General features: G+C 72.9%; 21 protein-coding genes and 1 tRNA gene. 15 read left to right on the top strand and 7 right to left on the bottom strand.

Annotated features, from left to right (window positions below; translation table 11 throughout):
* The first annotated feature begins 5 nt into the window (after window positions 1-5).
* Genes kdpA through AMK29_RS04165 form a run of 3 tightly spaced genes read left to right on the top strand, consistent with a single transcriptional unit; the run spans window position 6 to window position 4,464 of the window.
* Window positions 6-1,670, top strand: coding sequence for a potassium-transporting ATPase subunit KdpA (gene kdpA / locus AMK29_RS04175; protein ID WP_073807566.1), 1,665 nt, complete (start codon window positions 6-8; stop codon window positions 1,668-1,670).
* The gene (gene kdpB / locus AMK29_RS04170) at window positions 1,667-3,772 is read left to right on the top strand and encodes a potassium-transporting ATPase subunit KdpB (protein ID WP_073807563.1); all 2,106 of its coding nucleotides are present in this window, start codon (window positions 1,667-1,669) and stop codon (window positions 3,770-3,772) included. The genes kdpA and kdpB overlap by 4 nt, the downstream gene beginning before the upstream one ends.
* A 23-nt stretch (window positions 3,773-3,795) precedes the next feature.
* Window positions 3,796-4,464, top strand: coding sequence for a potassium-transporting ATPase subunit C (locus tag AMK29_RS04165; protein ID WP_073807560.1), 669 nt, complete (start codon window positions 3,796-3,798; stop codon window positions 4,462-4,464).
* Between the two features lie 33 nt (window positions 4,465-4,497).
* Here the strand turns inward: AMK29_RS04165 and AMK29_RS04160 are convergent, their stop codons facing one another.
* The 3 genes from AMK29_RS04160 to AMK29_RS04150 form a co-directional block, all read right to left on the bottom strand.
* On the bottom strand, window positions 4,498-5,646 hold the full coding sequence (locus AMK29_RS04160; protein ID WP_073807557.1) for a winged helix DNA-binding domain-containing protein: 1,149 nt from the start codon (window positions 5,644-5,646) through the stop codon (window positions 4,498-4,500).
* A gap of 334 nt (window positions 5,647-5,980) precedes the next feature.
* Entirely contained in the window at window positions 5,981-6,619 is a 639-nt protein-coding gene (locus AMK29_RS04155; protein ID WP_073807554.1) for an endonuclease, read from the bottom strand.
* Between the two features lie 119 nt (window positions 6,620-6,738).
* The gene (locus tag AMK29_RS04150; RefSeq protein ID WP_073807551.1) at window positions 6,739-7,155 is read right to left on the bottom strand and encodes an arsenate reductase ArsC; all 417 of its coding nucleotides are present in this window, start codon (window positions 7,153-7,155) and stop codon (window positions 6,739-6,741) included.
* A gap of 65 nt (window positions 7,156-7,220) precedes the next feature.
* On the opposite strand from AMK29_RS04150, the gene AMK29_RS04145 reads away from it, so the two are divergent.
* The 3 genes from AMK29_RS04145 to AMK29_RS34920 all read left to right on the top strand — a co-directional run bounded on the left by AMK29_RS04145 (window position 7,221) and on the right by AMK29_RS34920 (window position 9,808).
* A complete protein-coding gene (locus AMK29_RS04145) occupies window positions 7,221-7,535 on the top strand; it encodes an ArsR/SmtB family transcription factor (RefSeq protein ID WP_073807549.1) in 315 nt (104 codons plus the stop codon).
* Between the two features lie 141 nt (window positions 7,536-7,676).
* Complete coding sequence (locus tag AMK29_RS04140; RefSeq protein WP_073807546.1) at window positions 7,677-8,456, top strand: aquaporin; 780 nt, start codon at window positions 7,677-7,679, stop codon at window positions 8,454-8,456.
* A complete protein-coding gene (locus AMK29_RS34920; protein WP_079196735.1) occupies window positions 8,453-9,808 on the top strand; it encodes an FAD-dependent oxidoreductase in 1,356 nt (451 codons plus the stop codon). The genes AMK29_RS04140 and AMK29_RS34920 overlap by 4 nt, the downstream gene beginning before the upstream one ends.
* 19 nt (window positions 9,809-9,827) lie before the next feature.
* Here AMK29_RS34920 and AMK29_RS04125 read toward each other — a convergent pair whose 3' ends face one another.
* The 3 genes from AMK29_RS04125 to AMK29_RS04115 all read right to left on the bottom strand — a co-directional run bounded on the left by AMK29_RS04125 (window position 9,828) and on the right by AMK29_RS04115 (window position 10,961).
* Window positions 9,828-10,097 carry a hypothetical protein gene (locus AMK29_RS04125; RefSeq protein ID WP_073807543.1) on the bottom strand — a complete coding sequence of 90 codons (270 nt, stop codon included), beginning with the start codon at window positions 10,095-10,097 and terminating at the stop codon, window positions 9,828-9,830.
* A gap of 104 nt (window positions 10,098-10,201) precedes the next feature.
* Window positions 10,202-10,402 (bottom strand): hypothetical protein, encoded by a 201-nt coding sequence (locus tag AMK29_RS04120; protein WP_073807540.1) that lies wholly within the window; start codon window positions 10,400-10,402, stop codon window positions 10,202-10,204.
* A gap of 4 nt (window positions 10,403-10,406) precedes the next feature.
* Entirely contained in the window at window positions 10,407-10,961 is a 555-nt protein-coding gene (locus AMK29_RS04115; RefSeq protein ID WP_073807537.1) for a DUF5994 family protein, read from the bottom strand.
* 210 nt (window positions 10,962-11,171) lie between these two features.
* Between AMK29_RS04115 and AMK29_RS04110 the strand changes: the two genes are divergently transcribed.
* The gene (locus AMK29_RS04110) at window positions 11,172-11,480 is read left to right on the top strand and encodes a hypothetical protein (RefSeq protein WP_073807534.1); all 309 of its coding nucleotides are present in this window, start codon (window positions 11,172-11,174) and stop codon (window positions 11,478-11,480) included.
* Window positions 11,477-11,959 (top strand): hypothetical protein, encoded by a 483-nt coding sequence (locus AMK29_RS04105; protein WP_073807531.1) that lies wholly within the window; start codon window positions 11,477-11,479, stop codon window positions 11,957-11,959. Before AMK29_RS04110 ends, AMK29_RS04105 begins: the two co-directional genes overlap by 4 nt.
* 205 nt (window positions 11,960-12,164) lie before the next feature.
* Here AMK29_RS04105 and AMK29_RS04100 read toward each other — a convergent pair.
* Window positions 12,165-12,237: transfer RNA gene (locus tag AMK29_RS04100), tRNA-Arg, on the bottom strand.
* 293 nt (window positions 12,238-12,530) lie between these two features.
* Between AMK29_RS04100 and AMK29_RS04095 the strand changes: the two genes are divergently transcribed.
* The 7 genes from AMK29_RS04095 (at window position 12,531) to AMK29_RS04065 (ending at window position 21,912) form a co-directional block, all read left to right on the top strand.
* The gene (locus tag AMK29_RS04095; protein ID WP_443334046.1) at window positions 12,531-14,144 is read left to right on the top strand and encodes a dynamin family protein; all 1,614 of its coding nucleotides are present in this window, start codon (window positions 12,531-12,533) and stop codon (window positions 14,142-14,144) included.
* 541 nt (window positions 14,145-14,685) lie between these two features.
* Window positions 14,686-16,320: a GTPase gene (locus tag AMK29_RS04090; protein WP_079196759.1), complete on the top strand. Its 1,635-nt coding sequence runs from the start codon at window positions 14,686-14,688 to the stop codon at window positions 16,318-16,320.
* 323 nt (window positions 16,321-16,643) lie between these two features.
* On the top strand, window positions 16,644-17,156 hold the full coding sequence (locus tag AMK29_RS04085; RefSeq protein WP_073807525.1) for a single-stranded DNA-binding protein: 513 nt from the start codon (window positions 16,644-16,646) through the stop codon (window positions 17,154-17,156).
* A 225-nt stretch (window positions 17,157-17,381) separates the two neighbouring features.
* Entirely contained in the window at window positions 17,382-18,833 is a 1,452-nt protein-coding gene (locus AMK29_RS04080; RefSeq protein WP_073807522.1) for an LAETG motif-containing sortase-dependent surface protein, read from the top strand.
* A 321-nt stretch (window positions 18,834-19,154) separates the two neighbouring features.
* Window positions 19,155-20,819, top strand: a complete 1,665-nt coding sequence (ettA, locus tag AMK29_RS04075; protein WP_073807519.1) for an energy-dependent translational throttle protein EttA — start codon at window positions 19,155-19,157, stop codon at window positions 20,817-20,819.
* Window positions 20,820-20,824: 5 nt separating this feature from the next.
* Window positions 20,825-21,250 carry an acyl-CoA thioesterase gene (locus AMK29_RS04070; RefSeq protein ID WP_073807515.1) on the top strand — a complete coding sequence of 142 codons (426 nt, stop codon included), beginning with the start codon at window positions 20,825-20,827 and terminating at the stop codon, window positions 21,248-21,250.
* On the top strand, window positions 21,247-21,912 hold the full coding sequence (locus AMK29_RS04065) for a hypothetical protein (RefSeq protein WP_073807512.1): 666 nt from the start codon (window positions 21,247-21,249) through the stop codon (window positions 21,910-21,912). Before AMK29_RS04070 ends, AMK29_RS04065 begins: the two co-directional genes overlap by 4 nt.
* The last annotated feature ends 159 nt before the right edge of the window (window positions 21,913-22,071 follow it).

The following is a 22,071-nucleotide window of genomic DNA, read 5'->3' as shown; positions in this document are numbered from 1 at the left end:
GCCCCATGACTCCCGTCCTCGCCGGCGCCCTCCAGCTCCTCGCGCTGGTCGTCGCGCTCGGCCTCTCGTACCGCCCGCTCGGTGACCACATGGCCCGGGTCTACTCCTCCGACCGGCACCTCCGCGTGGAGCGGTGGATCTACCGGGGCATCGGCGCCGACCCGACGGTGGAGATGCGCTGGCCCGCCTATGTGCGCGCGGTCCTCGCCTTCTCCGCCGTGGGCGTCCTCCTCCTCTACCTCCTCCAGCGGGCGCAGGGCGTGCTGCCCGGCTCGCTCGGCTTCGTGTCGATCGACCCCGACCAGGCGTTCAACACCGCCGCCTCCTTCGTGGCCAACACCAACTGGCAGTCGTACTCCGGCGAACAGGCCATGGGCCACGTCGTGCAGACGGGCGGCCTCGCGGTGCAGAACTTCGTCTCGGCGGCGGTCGGCATCGCGGTCGCGGTGGCACTGGTCCGCGGCTTCGCCCGGTCCCGTACGGGCGAACTGGGCAACTTCTGGGCCGACCTGGTCCGCGGGGTCGTACGGATCCTGCTGCCGATCTCCGTCGTGGGCGCGCTCGTGCTCGTCGCCTGCGGCGTCATCCAGAACTTCGCCGGGATCCACGAGGTCGGCCTCTTCACGGGCGGTACGCAGCAGTGGAACGGCGGCGCGGTCGCCTCGCAGGAGGTCATCAAGGAACTGGGCACGAACGGCGGCGGTTACTTCAACGCCAACTCCGCCCACCCCTTCGAGAACCCCGGCGGCCTGTCGAACCTCTTCGAGATCTATCTGATCCTGCTCATCCCCTTCGCGCTGACACGGACCTTCGGCCGGATGGTCGGCAGCGTCAGGCAGGGGTACGCGGTCCTCGGCGCGATGGCGGCCATCTGGCTCGGCTTCACCGCGCTGATGACGTGGACCGAGTTCGCGCACCACGGCCCCGCCTTCGAGCTCGCGGGCGGCGCCATGGAGGGCAAGGAGACCCGGTTCGGGATCGCCGGCTCGTCGCTCTTCGCGGTGGCGACCACGCTCACCTCCACCGGCGCCGTGAACTCCTTCCACTCCTCGTACACCGGCTTCGGCGGCGGCATCACCCTGCTCGGCATGCAGCTGGGCGAGATCGCGCCCGGCGGCGTCGGCTCCGGCCTCTACGGCATGCTGATCATGGCGGTCATCGCGGTGTTCCTCGCCGGACTGATGGTCGGCCGGACGCCCGAGTACCTGGGCAGGAAGATCGGCGTCCGCGAGATCAAGTACGCCGCCTGCTACATCCTCGTCACCCCGGCCCTCGTCCTCGGCCTCACCGGCGTCGCCATGGCCCTCGACGGCCCGGCGCGGTCGATGACGAACACCGGCGCGCACGGCTTCTCCGAGATCCTCTACGCCTACACCTCGGCCGCCAACAACAACGGCTCCGCGTTCGCCGGCCTCGGCGCCGACACCCCCTGGTTCAACACGACCCTCGGCATCGCGATGCTGCTCGGCCGGTTCCTGCCCATGGTGTTCGTCCTCGCGCTCGCCGGCTCGCTGGCCGCGCAGACGCCCGTCCCCGAGACGGCGGGCACCCTGCGGACCGAGAAGCCGCTGTTCACCGGCCTCCTCGTCGGCACGATCCTCATCGTCGCCGGCCTCACCTACTTCCCCGCCCTCGCGCTGGGACCGCTCGCCGAAGGGCTCGCAGCATGAGCACCACCACTCCCACCCGGCCCCCGAGGACCGAGGCACCCGCCGGCCGCCCGGCCGGGCCCGGCCGCGTCGGCGGCGGACTGTTCGACCCGAAGCAGCTGGTGACGTCCTTCCCCGTCGCGCTCAGGAAGCTCGACCCCCGCGTCATGGCCTCGTCCCCCGTCATGTTCGTGGTGCTCGTCGGCTCGCTGCTCACCACCGTGCTCGCCGTCATGGACCCGGGGAACTGGTTCGGCTGGGCGATCACCGCCTGGCTCTGGCTCACCACGATCTTCGCCAACCTGGCGGAGGCGGTGGCCGAGGGCCGGGGCAAGGCGCAGGCCGACACCCTGCGCAGGGCCAGGACGGACACGGTCGCACGCAGGCTCACCGACACGGGCGAGGAACCCGTGCCCGGCACCGGACTGCGCGTCGGAGACCTCGTCGTCTGCGAGGCGGGCGACGTCATCCCCGGCGACGGAGACGTCGTCGAGGGAGTGGCCTCCGTCGACGAGTCCGCGATCACGGGCGAGTCGGCCCCGGTGATCCGCGAGTCCGGCGGCGACCGGTGCGCGGTGACGGGCGGCACCAAGGTCCTCTCGGACCGGATCGTCGTGAAGATCACGACCAAGCCCGGCGAGACCTTCATCGACCGGATGATCGGCCTCGTGGAAGGCGCCGCACGGCAGAAGACCCCCAACGAGATCGCGCTCGACATCCTGCTCGCCTCCCTCACGATCGTCTTCCTGCTGGCCGTCGTCACCCTCAAGCCCTTCGCGATCTACGCGGGCGCCGACGGGCAGACGTCCCTGATCGTCCTGACGGCCCTGCTGGTGTGCCTGATCCCGACGACGATCGGCGCGCTGCTCTCCGCGATCGGCATCGCCGGCATGGACCGGCTCGTCCAGCGCAACGTCCTCGCGACCTCGGGGCGCGCGGTCGAGGCCGCGGGCGACGTGTCGACGCTGCTCCTCGACAAGACCGGCACGATCACGCTCGGCAACCGGCGGGCGGCCGCGTTCGTGCCGGTGCGGGGCGCCACCGAGGCCGAACTCGCCGACGCGGCCCAGCTGTCGTCACTGGCCGACGAGACGCCCGAGGGGCGCTCGATCGTGACCCTCGCGAGGGAGAGGTACGGCCTCCGGGAACGCGACCCGGGCGAACTGGCCCACGCCACCTGGACCGCGTTCACCGCCCGGACCCGTATGTCGGGCGTGGACGTGGACGGCCGCAGGATACGCAAGGGCGCGACCGGTTCGGTCGTGGCGTGGGTGGAGGAGCGGGGCGGCAGCGTCCCCGAGGACTCGCGGGCACTGACCGACCGGATCTCCGCCGCCGGCGGCACGCCCCTCCTCGTCGCCCTGGAGGACGACAGGGGCGCCCGGGTCCTCGGGGCCGTCCACCTCAAGGACGTCGTCAAGGACGGCATGCGGGAACGGTTCGACGAACTGCGGCGCATGGGCATCCGTACGGTCATGATCACGGGCGACAACCCGCTCACCGCCAAGGCCATCGCCGAGGAGGCGGGCGTCGACGACTTCCTCGCCGAGGCCACGCCCGAGGACAAGATGGCGCTGATCAAGCGCGAGCAGGCGGGCGGGAAGCTCGTCGCCATGACCGGCGACGGCACCAACGACGCCCCGGCGCTCGCCCAGGCGGACGTCGGCGTGGCCATGAACACGGGCACGTCGGCCGCGAAGGAGGCCGGCAACATGGTCGACCTCGACTCCGACCCGACCAAGCTCATCGAGATCGTCGAGATCGGCAAGCAACTCCTCATCACCCGGGGCGCGCTGACGACCTTCTCCATCGCCAACGACGTCGCGAAGTACTTCGCGATCATCCCCGCGATGTTCGCGGTCGCCTACCCGTCGCTCGACCGGCTCAACATCATGGGCCTGGCCTCACCCGAGTCCGCGATCCTCTCGGCCGTCGTCTTCAACGCCCTGGTCATCGTCGCCCTCGTCCCGCTCGCCCTGAAGGGCGTGCGCTACCGGCCGAGCAGCGCGGACTCACTCCTCCGCCGCAACCTCGGGATCTACGGACTCGGCGGCCTGATCGCCCCGTTCGCCGGCATCAAGACCATCGACCTGCTCCTCTCCCTCGTCCCCGGGCTGAGCTGAACCGGAAAGCGTGCTGACCGACCATGACGAACAACTCCGTGGCAACCACCGGGCGGGTGCTCTGGGCGGGACTCCGCGCCCTCCTCGTCCTGACCGTCATCACCGGCGTCCTCTACCCGCTCGCCGTCACCGCCGTCGCCCAGGTCGCCTTCCCCGGCAAGGCCGACGGATCCGAGATCGAGGACGCGAGCGGCAGGGTCGTCGGCTCCGCCCTCATCGGCCAGACCTATCTGACCGACGGCAAGCCCGACCCGCGCTGGTTCCAGCCGCGCCCGTCCGACGGCCTCGGTACCAACAGCGTCAACACCCGCTACGCGCTGCTCCTCTCCGGCGCCACCAACCTCTCCGGCGACAACGCCCGGCTCATCCGATCGGTCAAGGACGCCAAGGCGGCCGTGATCCGGGACAACTCGGTCCCCGGCCACCCGGTGCGGCCCTCCGACGTCCCGCCGGACGCCGTCACCTCCTCCGGCTCCGGCCTGGACCCGCACATCTCCCCGGCGTACGCGAAGCTCCAGGTCCACCGGGTCGCGGCCAGGAACCACCTCCCCGTCGACCGGGTCGCCCGACTCGTCGCCGACCACACCGACGGGCGTGTCCTCGGCTTCATCGGCGAACCCCGGGTCAACGTCCTCCGGTTGAACATCGCGCTGCGGGAACTGGTGGCGGACCGGACGGCGACCTCCGGCTGAGGGAGGTGCCTCCGCACCTCAGCCCCCGGGCGCTCAGAGGGTCGGCAGGATCCGGGTCTCGACCGCGGGGAGGCCCTTGACCCACCAGTGGTCGTAACGGCGGTACACCCACGGGTCCCGGTCGGCCAGGAAGGCGCCGAGCGCCACGGCCTCCGCCGCGAGGCCCTCCCAGACGCCGGCGGGCAGCGGACGGAAGGCCGAGGCCTCGACGCCGCCGTCCACCGGCCGCCAGACCCCGGCCACGTACCCGTCGACGAGGAGGGTCGGCAGCGTGTCGCCGTTCACGCGGATCACCTGCTTGCGGTACGCCGCCGGGAGGACGCGGCCCCGGTCCGCGTAGGCCAGCAGGACGCTGTCCCACATGGCCATGAGACGGGGCGGCGCGTGGACGTCCTCGCCGGGCAGGACCGCGCCGGGCACGTCGTACAGCACCGTCCCCTCGGGCCCCTCCAGCTGGACGAGCCGGCCGTCGAGCGCCCGTACCGCCTCGCGGACCTTGCCCCTCGGCGCCATCGTGAACTGCGCCATGTCGGGGACGGACGCGGGCCCGAAGCCCTCCAGGTACCGCCGGATCAGGGCGGCGAGCCCCGCCGTCGCGGCCTCCGGCTCGGCCAGGACCGGCAGCGTGCTCGCCGTCACGAACGCCTGCGCCGTGCCGAACGACCACGGCGGCCCCGTCGGCACGTGCCAGAGCGGCGCGTACTGGCGGATCATCCGCCACACCACCGCCTCCACCGGCCCGCCCCGCGCCTCCTCGATACGCGACCGCAGTGCGGCGCCGGTCCGTGCCTCGGCCGCATACGCCAGCAGGTCGGGCAGCAGCGCGTCGGCGTCGGCGGCCGTGAACCCCGCTGCCCTGTACCGCGGGTCGTGGAGCCGGGAGCCGCGCAACGTCGGCTCCATCGCCTCCCGGAACGCCCGGTAGTCCTCGGCGTGCACCAGGTGCAGGGTCAGCCGCATCAGGGTCGACCGGACCAACGCGAAGCCGCCGACGGCCTCGTCGAGCCGAGCCGGGTCGAAGTCCGCGATCCGGTTCCACAGGGCGACGTAGGGCGAACCCGGGTGCTGCGCCTGCAGCGCCACCACCCGCCGTACCGCCTCCTCGACGCCGACCGGGGCCCGGTCGAGAAGCAACTGCCGTGCGAGGGTGGAGCGGTTGAGGGCGCGCGCGGTGATCACCATGGCGCGATTGTCCTCCTGCTGCCATGGCGACGCACCGTAGGGTCATGGCCATGGATGCCATGCCGACCCGCACGTCCTCACGAGGCCCGGACGAGGAGGAGCGGGAGTCGGTGGCGGCGCCCGGGGTGCCCGCGCCGCGCGCGGGAGGCGATCCGCACGGGAGGCGATCCGCACGGACGCGGGGGCGACCTGCCGCTGAGGCGGGGGACGCGTGCGCCGACGGACCGGCCCGGGGGGGCGCGGGGGGCTCGCTGGGGGGTTCGGGGGCTCGGAGGGCTTACCGGGGGACTCGCGGTGGGGGGCTCACCGGGGGACCACCTGGGGGACGTCCCCCTCAAGCGGCCCGCAGCTCCCGCGCCGCGTCCTTCGACAGGCTGACGCGCACGAGGGCGGCGGCCAGGCGGGCCAGGTCCTCGGGCGGTACGTGCCGGGCGAGGCCGGCCGGGGTGTGGGGGAGGCCGAGGCGCTCGGCGGTGGCCAGGGACCGCTCGTCGAAGAACGGGCGCAGTTCCGGCCAGACGGCCTGGACCTCCCGGCAGAAGATGCCGGCGCCCACCGGCCCGATCCTCGGCACCTCGCGCAGCAGCCGGAGCAGCTCCTGCGTGTCACCGGCCGCCTCGTCGCGGAGCCGCCGCAGATCACCGTCGTACCGGTCGAGGACCAGCGCCGCTCCCTCGCCGAGCGCGGTCGCCGTGCTCTCGTCGTACCGGACGTAGTGGGCCCGCCCGAAGGCGTCCACGCGGGCCTGCCACGCGGAGTCCGCCATGGCCCGGGGCGTCCGCAGCCCGATCGCGAAGAGTTCGCGGGCGGCGGCGGTGGCGATGTCGGCCTTGATGCGGATGGAGCACAGGACGGTGAGCACCAGGAGCTGGTACAGCGGGGCGGGGGTGTCCCGCAGGGTGATCCCGGCCTCGTCGGCGTACGTCCGCCCGTGCTCGCGGAGAAGTTGCTCGATGGTCTCGGCGCTGTTCACGGAACGCTCCTTCGCCGTCGCGCGGGGCCGATGGGAGCCCGTCACGTTCTCCGGGGCGGCTACCCCGACGGGGACCGGTCATCCACGCGTGACGTCGAGCCAGGGGCCCGGGGGCGCGGTCAGGCCGTCCGCCGGGCGTCGATCTCGGCGACGAGGCCCTCGATGAGGGTCCTGATCTCGTCGCGGATCGGACGGACGGCCTCGACGCCCTGGCCGGCCGGGTCCTCCAGGGCCCAGTCGAGGTACTTCTTGCCGGGGAAGACCGGGCAGGCGTCGCCGCAGCCCATGGTGATGACGTAGTCGGACGCCTGGACGGCCTCGGTGGTGAGCACCTTGGGCCGCTGGTCGGCGATGTCGATGCCGATCTCCGCCATGGCCCGGACGGCGGAGGGGTTGACCTGGTCGCCCGGGACCGAGCCGGCGGAGCGGACCTCGACGCGGTCGCCGGCGAGGTGCCGCAGGAAGCCGGCGGCCATCTGGGAGCGGCCGGCGTTGTGCACGCAGACGAAGAGCACGGAGGCGAGCGGAGCGTTCATCGGGTCTTCCCCACCAGGTCAGCACAGGCTGGTATCAGCCTCGGATGATGTGACAGTATCAGTCCATGATGACGTCAGTCGACACTGAACTGATCCGGGTGCTGGGCGACCCCCTGCGGCTTCGGATCGTGACCCTGCTCGCCCGCGAGACGCTGTGCACGACCCACCTGGTGGAGGAGACGGGCGCCAAGCAGACGAACCTCTCCAACCACCTGCGCGTGCTGCGCGAGGCCGGTGTCGTGGAGACCGAGCCGTGCGGTCGCTTCACGTACTACCGGCTGCGCCCGGACGTCATCGAGCAGCTCGCCGGCCAGTTCGCCGACCTCGCCGCCTCCGCCCGCGCCACCGCGGAGACGAACGGCAAGCGGTCCTGCCCGTAGCGGCGCGCCCACCGTCGTGGCGAACGCCGAACGGTGGACCCGTACCGCACCATCGTGGCCCGTACCCGGTCCGCACCATCGTGGCGAACGTCAACCGGCCGCGCGCCCGCACACCCCGCCCCATCCCTCCGAGGAGAACCGTTGTCCGTCACCGAGCCCGTCGGCATCGCCCCCGTGGCGGAGTCCGTCACCGCCGCCTGCGAGCCCCGGCCCGCCCCGGGCGCGGCCCCGCCGCGTGCGCCGCTGCGGGCCCGCGCCGCAGCCGAACTCGTCGGCACGGCCGCGCTGGTGGCGATCGTCGTCGGCTCCGGCATCCAGGCCACGCGGCTCACGCAGGACGTGGGGCTCCAGCTCCTCGCGAACTCCACCGCCACCGTCCTCGGGCTCGGCGTGCTGATCGCCCTCCTCGGCCCCGTCTCGGGTGCCCACTTCAACCCGGCCGTCACGCTCGCCGAGTGGTGGACCGCCCGCCGCGGCGGCGCGGGGGCCGACGCGCGGGAACTGGCCGTGTACGTGCCGGCGCAGGTCGCCGGGGCCATCGCGGGCGCGATCCTGGCGGACGCGATGTTCGGGGAGCCGCTGGTGCGCTGGTCCACCCACGACCGCTCGGCGGGAAACCTCCTCCTCGGCGAGGTCGTCGCCACCGCCGGCCTGATCCTGCTGATCTTCGGTCTGGCCCGCACGGACCGCCTGCGGTTCGCGCCCGTCGCCGTCGCCTCGTACATCGGGGCCGCGTACTGGTTCACCTCCTCCACCTCGTTCGCCAACCCGGCCGTGACCGTCGGCCGCGCGTTCACCGACACCTTCGCGGGCATCGCCCCCGCCTCCGTCCCGGCCTTCGTCGGGATGCAGCTGGTCGGTGCGGTGGTGGGTCTGGCCCTGGTGGCGGTCATCTTCGTCCGGCCCAGGGCGCGCGTGTGACGCGGCGGACGGACGTGGTGGTGATCGGCGGCGGCCAGTCCGGCCTCGCCGCCGGCTACCACCTGCGCCGTCTGGGCCTGGACTTCGTGATCCTCGACGCCGGGCCGTCCCCGGGCGGCGCGTGGCTCCGGGCCTGGGACTCGCTCCGGCTGTTCTCCCCGGCCGCGTACTCCTCCCTGCCCGGGCGGCTCATGCCGCCGCAGCCGGGGGAGACGTACCCGGGGGCCGCGCACGTGGTCGCGTACCTGAGCGCGTACGAGGAGCGGTACGACCTCCCCGTGCACCGCCCGGTACGGGTTTCGGGCGTCCACCACGACGGCGCGCTCCTGCGCGTGGAGACCGACGCCGGCACGTGGCTCGCCCGCGCGGTCATCAGCGCGACCGGCACGTGGTCGCGGCCCTTCGTCCCGGCGGTACCGGGCCGGGACGAGTTCGGCGGCACGCAACTCCACACGGTGGGGTACGAGAACGCGGCGGCGTTCGCCGGCAAGCGCGTAATGGTCGTCGGCGGCGGAAACTCCGGCGCGCAGATCGCCGCCGACCTCGCGACAGCAGGCAGCGGGCCGGCCGGGCGTCCGTGGCTCGACGGCATCGACGCGGACGGACGGCCCGCAGACCTCGCGACGGCCGACTGCGGGTCGGCCGGGCGCCGCTCGCTCCACCCCGCCGACGCGGACCGACGGCCCGCCAAGTTCGCGACGGCAGACAGCGGGTCGGCCGGGCGTCCGTGGTTCCACTCCGTCGACGCGGACGGACGGCCCGCAGACATCGCGACGGCAGACAGCGAGTCCGACGGGCGCCAATCGACCCACCCCGTCGACGCGGACCGATCGTCCGCCGCGCTCGCGTACGGCGTCGAGCTGACCTGGGTCACCCTCCGCGAACCCCGCTACCTCCCCGACGACATCGACGGCCGCGCCCTCTTCGACCACGCCACCGCTCGCCGCCGGGCCCTCGACGAGGGCCGGGCGGACACCGGAGGCGTCGCGTCGCTGGGCGACATCGTGGCCGTGCCGCCCGTACGGGCGGCACGTGACGCGGGACTCCTCAAGGCCCGGCCCATGTTCGCCCGGCTGACCAGGACCGGCGTGGAATGGGCCGACGGCACGCGGGCGGACGCCGACGTGATCATCTGGTGCACGGGCTTCCGCCCCGCCCTGGCCCACCTCGCGCCGCTCGGCCTGCGAGACCGTCGAGGCCATATCGCCACGACGGGGACGCAGGCCCTCGGCGAGCCGCGCGTCCATCTCCTCGGCTACGGCGACTGGACCGGCCCGGCCTCGGCGACCCTGATCGGCGTGGGGCGCCCGGCCCGCGAGGCGGCGAGGTCGATCGCCCGCCTGCTGGACTGAGCGCGAGGAAAGGCGCTCCTCACACCTCGTCGACGTGGGTGCCGCCGGGGGCGGCCGGTCTGCTGGTGCTGAGCCAGGGGCGGTCGGGTTCCGCGACGGAGTCGGTGGTGTCGACGGTGAGGTGGAGCCGCGTGCCGCCCTCGGGGACGGGGTAACTGCGCTGTTCCGTCCCGGCGAAGGCGCGGCGGACCACCTCGGCGACGGCGCGGGCGGCCTCGGGCGTGGCGGCGACGATACGGACCTCGGCGTATCCGGCCGAGGGCAGGGCCGCGGTGTCGGTGGGGTGCAAGGGGCGTGGTCCCTTCAGGGGCGAGCGAGAGACCGGCGGGTGGGTTGTCCCGGGTGTCGGGTGCCCCACCCGCGGCCTTCGGTCGGAGATGTGGTCAGAGGTGGTCAGGGCCAGGTGCCCGTGCGCCGCTTCGGGGAGGCCCGGGTCGGCGTGGGGTGGCCGGGCGGCCGGGTGAGGGCCGGGAAGGCGTCGCTGAAGTGGTGGGCGGCGATGCGCGCGTGGTGCTGGGCGTTGAGCCGGTGGATCAGGAGCATGCCGAACGCGATGAGCAGGACGCCCGCCACGAGGGCGAGGAGGGTCTCCATGTCGTCACCTCCGCGGGTTCCCGCGCAGCGGGATCATCCGCGCTCCGACGACCGGGTGCGGCGAGGGCGGCGGGGTGGACCCGCCGTCCGTCTCCCAGGTGTCCTCGCGGCCACGGGCGTCCCGCGCACGGGGGCCGGCAGAAGCCTCGTCGGACATCAGGACACCGGCGGTGCGGACACCGCCGGGGAGGGCGGCGGCGGCCATCAGCCGTGCCGCGGCGCCGGGTTCGGTACCGGGGGGAACCACCAGGAGGTCGCAGCGCCCGACGGCGTAGCAGAGCAGGATGACCTTGTCGGGATCCTGTTCGGTGAACCAGCCCACGTGCACGGTGTGCCCGGGGACGGCGACCTTGTGCGGGACGACGGGCCAACTGCCGGGATTCACGGTGGCGCGCGTGACGCGCCCCCAGCGCTCGGCCAGCGCGTCGACCAGGGAAGGGAGCTCGGCGGCGAGGTCACGCGAACGAGGCCACCAGGCGCCGTCCAACAGACCTGCGCGTGTGGTCTCGGGTGTCAGCGCCAGACGCGCCGAAAGCGGAGGTGCGAGGGTGGCGGTCATGATCGCGGACCCGTCTCCGGGCCGCCCTGCAGGACGGCCCAGTGTCTTGATCGCCGGAAACGACGTCCGCGTGGGAGCGGGTGTTCGAGTTACTCCCGGTATCTCCACCCTACTCCTCCCCCCGGGCGGATGCGGCGCCGCCGACCGCAGGAACACGACGAGATTCGGGGGCCCGGATCCCCTGTCCACGCCCCGTGCTTGAATCGGCGCATGATCGAGTGGCGACTGCCCTGGTACGCGCGGGGGCCGTACGACGAGGTCCCGCCCGCACTCGAACGGGTGCTGCGCCGCCCGTCCCACGACGAGAGGGCGTGGCAGGAGCTTTGGCAGCTCCTGGCCACCGAGGGGACCTCCGTCTCGGCGGCGAGCTTCGCCGCGCTCCCGTATCTGCGGGACATCGTCCGTGCCGGTGAGACGGCGGCGGTGGACCGGGCGCTGGAGCTGGCCGGGGCGATCGTGACGGGAGTCCACCCCAGGACCACGGCGCCGACGACCTCATCAGGACCCTGGCGCCGGTGATCGCCGAACTGCGGCAGATGGCCGCCCGGCGCCTCACCGACTCGAACCTCCTGCCGGCTACCGCGATGGCCCTCTTCCGGGCCCAGCTCGCCTTCGCCGGCGCGACCGTCTGGAGCCTGGCGGAGTACGACTTCGACGACGGCTTCTACCGGGTCGAGTGCCCTCACTGCCACATCGGCGTCACCGTCGCGATCGGCATCTACGGCCGCTACTCGGCGCAACGTGACTGGGATCGGGGAGACATCCACCGCCGCCCCCTCACCCAAGCCGACCCCGGCAACCTCGACGGCCTGGCCGCGTGGATGCACACAATGGCCCGTCACCTCGGCCTCACCCCGCTGGCAGAGGGCCTCACCTGGCTGTTCGGCCGCGCCGAATGCCCGGCGTGCGCGAGCAGTTTCGTCATAGGCGACCAGTACGCGACCGAGAACGAACCCCACCACTCCTCCGACGGCCCCATCCCGCCCGGCGGGTGGTGACGAGCCGCACCGCGAGTTCCTCGCCACGGAGCACATCCGGAAAAGATCCACCAAAGGTCACCTCTGGCCCTTTTCAACCACATTTCGAGCCACCCTGCGCGCCCTCCCGGGCACCCCCGCCCCGGGTCCCGGGCGCCCCTGTCCCCCGTCCGAACATCACCCCGAACAGCAAAAAGACCCTCCCGAAGGAGGGTCTGGCGCGGAGCGCCCCCGGCAGGACTCGAACCTGCGGCCAAGTGCTTAGAAGGCACCTGCTCTATCCACTGAGCTACGGGGGCCGGGTGGTGGCCGTGTGGCCAGGAGCCCCTTGTGGGTGGGGTGTGGCCTGCCGGGACAAGGATAGGGCTCCGATCGCCTTGGCCCGGTTGCTTCACCTGCGTGGCACGATGTGGAGGTTCGGTGAAGCGGTCCGATAATCGCAGGCAGGTGCGATTTGCGCAGCGCTTTTTGCACCGCTCGCGGCGGGTGTTGTGCACTCGTTATGCCTGAGGTTCCGGTCACCGCCCCTCTCTTCGGCGCGCAGGGCACTAATAGGCTTCAAAAACACTCATAAATTGGGCATTCTTCGCATGTGGTGACCTTGGACGAACGGCCTCAGCTGATCGACGCACTCTCCGCCCTGCGCGACCGTGTCGCCGCCGTGCGTCTCCCCCTGCCCCTCCCCGACACGCCACGCGCCCGGCAGACCCGGGCCGAGTTGCTCGCTCAGCTCGACGACTACCTGGTGCCGCGCCTGAAGGATCCCGACGCCCCGCTCCTCGCCGTCGTCGGCGGCTCCACCGGTGCCGGCAAGTCCACGCTCGTCAACTCCCTTGTCGGCCGCCGCGTCAGCGAGTCCGGCGTGCTCCGACCCACCACCCGCACCCCCGTGCTCGTGTGCCACCCCGAGGACCACCACTGGTTCGCCGGAATGCGCGTCCTCCCGCAGCTCACCCGCGTCTGGCTGCCCCAGGCCGACGAGGACCACCCCCCGGAGGAACCCCCCGAGAACGCCCTGCGCGTCGAGACCGCCTCCTCCGTGCCGCGGGGGCTCGCCCTCCTCGACGCTCCCGACATCGACTCCCTCGTCGTCGAGAACCGGCTCCTCGCCGCCGAGTTGATCTGCGCCGCCGACATCTGGGTCATGGTCACCACCGCCTCCCGCTACGCCGACGCCGTGCCCTGGCACCTGCTCCGTACCGCCAAGGAGTACGACGCCACCCTCGTCACCGTCCTCGACCGCGTCCCTCACCAGGTCATCGGCGAGGTCTCCCGGCAGTACTCGGCCCTGCTCGACAAGGCCGGCCTCGGCGACGTGCCCCGCTTCACCATCCCCGAGCTGCCCGAGTCCGCCGCCGGCGGCAGCGGACTGCTGCCCGACAGCGCCGTCGCCCCCCTCCGCGGCTGGCTCGCCCACTGCGCCCAGGACCCGGCCGCCCGGCAGCAGGCCGCCACCCGGACCGCCACCGGCGTCATCGACTCCCTCGACGCCCGGCTCCCCGAGCTGGCCGGCGCCGTCGCCGCGCAGTACGCCGCCGCCGTCCGCCTCGGCGGCGCCGTCGAAGCCGCCTACGGCGAGCAGGCCAAGCGGGTCCGCACCCTGCTGGGACGCGGCGCCGTCCTCGCCGGCGACGCCCGCACCCGCTGGCGCGGCTACCCCCGCGACAGCACCGCCGACGAACTCCTCGACGCCCTCGCCGAGTCCCTCGCCGCCCTCCTCCACTGCGCGGTCTCCGCCGCCGAGGAGAGCGTCCACGACGCCTGGCGCCGCGAACCCGCCTCCGGCGCCCTGGACCCCGTCCGGGCCGGCGGCGACCGCGAGGCGGGGGAGCGGGTCGGCGTCGAGGTACGGCGCTGGCGCCGCGTTCTCGAAGAACTCGCAGAGGAAGAGGTACGCGGCGTGGAGCGCCCCTCCACCTCCCGTACGGCCGCCCCCGAGGCCGACACCGTCGCCGCCCTCCTCGCCGCCGCCCTCCTCGGCGGCCGGCGCACCCGGCCCGCCGGCGAACGCCTCGCCGAGCTCCTCGGCGCCCAGGCCGCCCTCCGCCTACGCGACAAGGGCGGCGAACTCGTCCTCACGTACGTCGACCGCGTCCTGCACGCCGAACGCGACCGGCTCCTCGCGCCCCTCGCAGCGCTCGACGTGACCCCCGAGCCGCAGGCAGAGCTGATCGCCGCGCTCTCCGTACTGCAGAAGGAGAAGTGACCTGGTGGATGTGGACGCGGATGTCGATGCCGATGTCGACGCTGATGCTGATGCCCACGTGGATGTGGATGTGAACGTGGATGCCAAGGGGGGCGCGGACGCGGGTTCTACTCGCCGCCGGGGTCCCGACCGACGCGGCTCCGGCCGCGAACCCGGCTCCGGCCGTGATGCAGGCTTCGACGGTGAACCCCGCGCCGACGGTGGACCCCGCGCCGGCCGTGAACCCCGCGCCGGCCGTGAACCCCGCGCTGACCGTGGACCCGGCTCCGACCGTGGACCCGCCCGGGACCCCGGGCGCGCGTACGGCCCCGGTCCAGGCCCCGACCCCGGCCGCGCGCAGAGCCGCGCCCCCGCCCCCGACCCCGGCCACGCCCACAACGGTGACGGTCCCCACGACCGCCGCCGCTGGGACGACGGACTGATCGCCCGGCGTGCCGGTGAGCGCGCCGCCGCCGCTGCCGCCGACGCGCAGCCGGGGGGCCCGGAAGAGGAGGACGACGCGCTGCCGGCCCTCGGCGGGGCCTACGGCGGCCACCTCCGTATGCGCCTCGACGCCCTTCACGAACTCGTCGGGCTCTCCCGTACGCGGGTCGAGAGCGAGGCGCTCGCCGAGGCCGGACGGGTGCTCGACGAGGCCGCCGCCCGGCAGCGCCTCTCCTCCCGGCACACCGTGATCGCGATCGCCGGCGCCACCGGCAGCGGCAAGTCGACCCTCTTCAACGCCCTCGCCGGCGTCCCCGTCTCGGAGACCGGCCTGCGCCGCCCCACCACCTCCGCCCCCATCGCCCTCTGCTGGTCCGACGGCGCCGCCGGGCTGCTCGACCGGCTCGCCGTCCCCAGCCGGCTCCGCCGCCGGCCCCTCGCGGGCGGTGCCGCCGACACCGAACTCCAGGGGCTCGTCCTCATCGACCTGCCCGACCACGACTCGGCGCTCACCGCCCACCGCGACCAGGTCGACCGGGTCCTCGGCCTCGTCGACGCCGTCATCTGGGTCGTCGACCCCGAGAAGTACGCGGACGCCGCCCTCCACGAGCGCTACCTCCGGCCGCTCGCCGGGCACGCCGAGGTCACCTTCGTCGTCCTCAACCAGATCGACCGGCTCGGTACGGAGGCCGCCGACCTCGTCCTCGACGACCTGCGCCGCCTCCTCGACGAGGACGGCGTGGCGCTCGGCGAGCACGGCGAACCCGGCGCCACCGTCCTCGCCGTCTCCGCGGCGACGGGCGACGGCGTACCCGAACTCCGCGAGCTCGTCGCCCGTTTCGTCCAGGAACGCTCCGCTCCCGAACGCCGACTCGCCGCCGACGTCGACGCCGCCGCCACCCGGCTGCGCCCGGCCTACCTGGCCGACGGGCGGGCCGGGCTCGACGAGCGGGCCCGCGACGCCTTCACGGACCGGCTCGCGGCCGCCGTCGGCGCCCAGGCCGCCGGCGAGGCCGCCGAACGGGTCTGGCGCCGGGGCGCCATCCGCGCCTGCGGCACCCCCTGGCTACGGCTCTACCGCTGGTACGAGCGGCTGCGCGCCCACGGTTCCACCGACCCGCGCCTGTCCTCCCCGGTCGAGCAGGAACTGACGGCACGCCAGCGCGTGGAGCAGGCGGTACGGATCGTCGCCGACGAGGCCTCGCGCGGGCTCCCCACGCCCTGGGCGCAGGCCGTGCGCGAGGCGGCGGCCCGCGGGGCGGACGGGCTGCCCGAGGCCCTGGACGAACTGACGGTCACCATCGGCGACCCGGCGGCCCGCCCGCCCCGGCCCGCCTGGTGGCCCGCGGCCGTCCTCGCCCAGATCGTGATGACACTCCTGCAGGTCTTCGGCGCGGTATGGCTGGTCGGTCAGATCGTCGGCGTCGTGGAACCCGGGCTGCTCCCGCCGGTCCTCGTGATGCTCGGCGGCATCGTCGGCGGACCGCTCGTCGAATGGGCCTGTGAGGGCGCGGTGAAGGGACCCGCCAAGCGGTACGGGGAGGAGGCCGAGCGTCGTCTGCGCGAGGCGGCGGCGGCCTGCGGCCGGGCCCGGGTGCTCGACCCGGTGGCGGCGGAGCTGATGCGCTACCGGGAGGTGCGCGAGAAGTACGCGACGGTCGTGGGCAGCCGTTCCTCGGCCCGGATCGTCGGCGGCGGCCGCCTGGGCATGAACCGGATGGGCGCGACACGGGCGGGCGTACGGGGGAGGTAGCGCGCGCCGGGACGACCGGGGCCCCGGCGGGGCGCCCGCCCCTTGCCGGGCTTCTGCCCCTTCCCCGGGCTCCCGCCCTTCCCCGGGCTCCCGCCCTTCCCCGGGCTCCCGCCCTTCCCCGGGCTCCCGCCCTTCCCCGGGCTCCCGCCCTTGCCGGGCGCCCAGCCCTCCCCCCCGGCTCCCGCCCCCACATCGATCCCCCTCCCGAGTGAGGCAGTTGTCCCCATCCCGCCCGTTGTCCACAGCCCCGGGCGAGAACGCCCCGTCTGTCCCAGCATGGTGGCGACCGGGAGAGAACGCAGAGACAGAGATGGGGGCGGGACATGAACGACACGACCGTGACGCTCGTCGGCAATGTGGCGACGGCGGTGGAGTACCGGGACACGGTGGCCGGCGGGGTCGCCAGGTTCCGGTTCGCGGTGACGGCGCGCCGCTGGGACCGGGAGCGGGGGCTCTGGTCCGACGGGAACACCAGCTTCTACACGGTGTCGGCCTGGCGGTCGCTCGGGGCCAATCTCGCGGCCTCGGTGTCCGTCGGTGAACCGCTCGTCGTGCACGGCCGCCTGAGGGTGCGTGAGGACGAGCGCGACGGACAGCGCAAGACCTTCGTGGACGTGGACGCGCTGGCCGTGGGACATGATCTGACGCGGGGCACGGCGGCCTTCCGACGTGCGGCGCGTACGGAGGCCAGGCCGCGGCCGGAGGAAGCGGAGGGGCTTGTTCCGGCGCCGGAACGGGATCCTTGGACGGAGGTCGCGGCGGACGTGCTCGCGGAGTCGGTCGCGGCGACGGAGGCCTCGGCGGCCGAGGAAACGCGGCTGGTGACTGTCCCCTGACCATGTGTCATGGCGATTTGTCGACCAACTCGCTTGGGTGATAACGATTCCGAGACGGAATGGTTATCTGAACGTATGGCCGGGCACCGGGGGGTTCCGCATCCCTAGGATTCCCGGGTACTCATGTGGCACATGAGCCCATCGGGTCTGTAAATCTGCTGGCGTGCGCTCCCCCCACGCGAAAGTGACTGTGTTCGCGGAGCGGCTCGCCCGGAGGGGAATGCAATGTTTTCAGTTCGTGGGCGCGGCGCTGCCCGCCTTGCCGCTGCGACCCTGGTCTCCGGCCTCGTCGCGGTCGGTTCGATCGCGACCGCCGGTCCGGCGCTCGCCGATGACGGTGCGTCGGGCAGTGGCGGTGTCATGGCCAAGCTCGGCGGCATGACCGACGACGCCGGTGCCGTCGAGATCACCGAGAAGAACGGCGACAAGTGGCCGGTCGACGGTGGTCTGTTCAAGATGGAGGTCGAGGGCGGGGGCACCCTCTTCACCTACTGCATCGACCTCCGCACGGGGGCGAAGGAAGACTTCGACTACAAGGAAGTCGGCTGGGACGAATCCTCCCTGCACGACAACGAGAACGCGGGCAAGATCCTCTGGATCCTGGAGAACGCCTACCCGAAGCTCTCCGCGGAGGCCCTCGGCGGCAAGGTCGGCGTCGACCTCTCCAAGCAGGAGGCCGCGGCCGGCACCCAGGCCGCCATCTGGACCCTCTCCGACGACGTCACCGCGACGCCGAAGGAAGAGGACGCCAAGAAGCTCACCGACTACCTGCTCGAGAAGGCCGTCCAGCTCGACGAGCCGACCGCCTCCTTGAGCGTCTCCCCGGCGACCGTCGCGGGTAAGGCCGGAAGCAAGCTCGGCCCGATCACCGTCGACACCAACGCCGCGACCGCCAAGGTCTCGATCGCCCCGGGCGCCCCCGCGGGCGTCGCCGTCGTCGACAAGGACGGCAAGCCCGTCGCCGAGGTCGCGAAGGGCAAGACCGAGGTCTTCTTCGACGTTCCCGCCGGCACCGCCGACGGCAGCGCCGAGCTGACCGCCGAGGCCACCACCAAGGTCTCCCTGGGCCGCGCCTTCGTCTCCGTCGACGGCCCGTCCCAGACCCTGATCCTGGCCGGCTCCAGCGAGTCCACGGTCACCGGCAAGGCGTCCGCGACCTGGGCGAAGGCGGGTGCGGTCCCGGCCGTCACCGTCGCCAAGGACTGCGCCAAGGGCGGCCTGGAGGTCATCGCCTCCAACAAGGGCGACGAGGCCTGGACCTTCGACCTGAAGGGCACCTCGCACACCATCGCCCCGGGTGAGACCAAGACCATCGCGGTCCCGCTCGCCGAGGACGAGGCGTACAAGTTCACCATCACCGGCCCGAACGGCTTCGAGGAGACCGTCGAGGGCGTCCTGGACTGCGAGACGGCCACCCCCGGCCCGAAGCCGTCCGAGACGACTCCCACCACGGAGCCCTCGACCGAGCCCACCCCGTCGACCTCTCCGTCGACCTCCACCGGCACCACCGGTGACACCGCGGGCGGCACGACCGGCACCACCACCGGTGGCGGCGACCTCGCCGAGACCGGCAGCTCCAACGCCACCCCGATGATCGCGGGCATCGCCGCCGCGCTCGTCCTGGTCGGCGGCGGCGCGGTGTTCTTCCTCCGCAAGAAGAAGACCGCCGGCCACTGAGCCAGACCCCCGGTGCCGGCCCCGCCGGCACCGGGACGGCACCTGAGGTCGCAGGGTGATCCGCGTCACACCGGACCCGCCCCGTGACCCCCGCACGACCCCGGACCGCATCCGCGCCCGGGGCCGTCGCACGTCCGGGCCCCGATCCGTCCCCGTTCCGTCCCGTACCGCCCGGTACGGGACGATCCCCCTACCGCCCGGTACGGCCCCGCCCGAACCCCCTCCGAGCCCCCGCCGCCGCCTCACCGGTTTCCGCCCGGGGGTGGCGGTCAGGCAAGATGGGGTGTATCTGCCCACTCACTCTTTGCCGGACGGTTTCTCTTGGCTGAGTACATCTACACGATGCGCAAGGCGCGCAAGGCGCACGGCGACAAGGTCATCCTCGATGACGTGACGCTGAGCTTCCTGCCGGGCGCGAAGATCGGTGTGGTCGGCCCGAACGGTGCCGGTAAGTCCACCGTTCTGAAGATCATGGCGGGCCTCGAGCAGCCGTCCAACGGTGACGCGTTCCTGTCGCCCGGCTACACCGTCGGCATGCTCCTCCAGGAGCCGCCGCTCGACGAGTCGAAGACCGTCCTGGAGAACGTGCAGGACGGCGCCGCCGAGACCATGGGGAAGCTCAAGCGCTTCAACGAGGTCGCGGAGCTCATGGCGACCGACTACTCCGACGCGCTGATGGACGAGATGGGCAAGCTCCAGGAGGACCTGGACCACGCCAACGCCTGGGACCTCGACGCGCAGCTCGAGCAGGCCATGGACGCCCTGGGCTGCCCGCCCGGCGACTGGCCCGTCACCAACCTCTCCGGTGGCGAGAAGCGCCGTGTCGCGCTCTGCAAGCTCCTCCTCGAGGCGCCCGACCTGCTCCTCCTCGACGAGCCCACCAACCACCTGGACGCCGAGTCCGTGCAGTGGCTGGAGCAGCACCTCGCCAAGTACCCCGGCACCGTCGTCGCCGTCACCCACGACCGGTACTTCCTCGACAACGTCGCCGAGTGGATCCTGGAGCTCGACCGCGGCCGCGCCCACCCCTACGAGGGAAACTACTCCACCTACCTGGAGAACAAGGCGACCCGCCTCAAGGTCGAGGGCCAGAAGGACGCCAAGCGCGCCAAGCGTCTGAAGGAAGAGCTGGAGTGGGTGCGGTCGAACGCCAAGGGGCGTCAGGCCAAGTCCAAGGCCCGTCTCGCCCGCTACGAGGAGATGGCGGCCGAGGCCGACAAGATGCGGAAGCTGGACTTCGAGGAGATCCAGATCCCGCCGGGCCCGCGTCTGGGCTCCATCGTCGTCGAGGTCGAGAACCTCTCGAAGGCCTTCGGCGAGAAGGTCCTCATCGACGACCTGTCCTTCACCCTGCCCCGTAACGGCATCGTCGGCGTCATCGGCCCGAACGGCGCCGGCAAGACCACGCTCTTCAAGATGATCCAGGGTCTGGAGACCCCGGACTCCGGCTCCATCAAGGTCGGCGAGACCGTCAAGATCTCGTACGTCGACCAGAGCCGCGCCAACATCGACCCGAAGAAGACCCTCTGGGCCGTCGTCTCCGACGAGCTGGACTACATCAACGTCGGGCAGGTCGAGATGCCCTCCCGCGCGTACGTGTCCGCCTTCGGCTTCAAGGGCCCGGACCAGCAGAAGCCCGCCGGTGTCCTCTCCGGTGGTGAGCGCAACCGCCTCAACCTCGCGCTCACCCTCAAGCAGGGCGGCAACCTGCTGCTCCTCGACGAGCCCACCAACGACCTCGACGTCGAGACCCTGTCCTCGCTGGAGAACGCGCTCCTGGAGTTCCCGGGTGCGGCCGTGGTCGTCTCCCACGACCGCTGGTTCCTGGACCGGGTCGCGACGCACATCCTCGCGTACGAGGGCGAGTCGAAGTGGTACTGGTTCGAGGGCAACTTCGAGTCGTACGAGAAGAACAAGGTCGAGCGCCTCGGTGCGGACGCGGCCCGTCCGCACCGCGCCACGTACAAGAAGCTGACCCGAGGCTGAGGTCAGTGACGAGGCACATCTACAGCTGTCCCCTCCGCTGGTCGGACATGGACGCCTTCGGGCACGTCAACAACGTCGTCTTCCTGCGGTACCTGGAAGAGGCGCGGATCGACTTCATGTTCCGGCTGGCGCCGGGGGACGGTTCCCCCTCGTTCTCCGGCGGGTCCGTCGTGGCCCGGCACGAGATCGACTACGTGCGGCCGCTGGTCCACCGGCACACGCCGGTGACCGTCGAGTCCTGGGTGACGAAGATTGGCGCGGCGTCGCTGACGATCGCGTACGAGATCAAGGACCCCGACGTCACGTACGTACGGGCGTCCACGGTCGTCGTGCCCTTCGACCTGGAGGCGCAGCGGCCCCGGCGCATCACCGCCGAGGAGCGCAGCTTCCTGGAGGAGTACGTCGACGACGGGATGACGTCCGCCGCATGACCGTGCTCGCTCCGCTGCACTTCGACGACGCCAGGGAGGCGGCGGCCCTCGCCGCCTTCCTGGGCCGGCTCGTCCACTACGACCGGGCCGCCGCCGTCCGCCTCCAGGCCGCCGGCGGGGCGCTGGCCGTCTTCGGCCGCCCGGCGTCCTTCGACGTGCTCGCGATCCGTACGGCCCGTCTCGTCGACGCGGTGGATCTCGACGTCACCGTCTCCGCCGGGGAACTCCTCGAAGGCATCGAGGAGTCGGCCGGCAAGGCGGTCGTCCCGGCGTCCGTGACCGGGCCGTCCTGGGCGGGCGTCCTGCCGCCCCGCACCGGCTGGGCGCCGGTCGCCGGGCTGCCGGGCGCCGCCGAGATGCGGGGCGCGGTGGCCGCCGCCGTCGCCGAGTTCCGCGCGCGGGACGAGGAGCTGCCCGAGGAGCGGCGTACCAGGGCCGAGCGCGACCGCATCGGCCAGGACATCTGGTCCCGCACCCTCGGACCCACCGGGCTTCCGCTCCGGGCCGTGCACGCCGCCCAGTCGCTGGGCTTCCTGCCGCCCACGCGGGAGGAGGCGCCGGTCGCGCTGTTCGCCTCCGGTCCCTGGCTCCGGCTCCGCACCCCGTACGGCTCGATCGCCCTGCGCACCGCACCGATGTCCCTGGCCGTCACACCCCGCTGACCTCGCGGCGGGCGCCCTTCGTCGAGAGGCCCGCTGACCGGCGCGGCGGGGGCCCTTCGTCGAGAGGCCCGTCGGCCTCGCGGCGGGCGCCCTTCGTCGAGAGGCCCGCTGACGGGCGCGGCGGGCACCCCTCGCCGAGACGCCCGTCGGGCGCCGCGG

The organism is Streptomyces sp. CB02261 (assembly GCF_001905665.1).
In the GTDB taxonomy this organism is placed as follows: Bacteria; Actinomycetota; Actinomycetes; order Streptomycetales; family Streptomycetaceae; genus Streptomyces.
The sequence above is the reverse complement of the archived record's forward strand: the minus strand, read 5'-3'. Positions and strand labels throughout refer to the sequence as shown.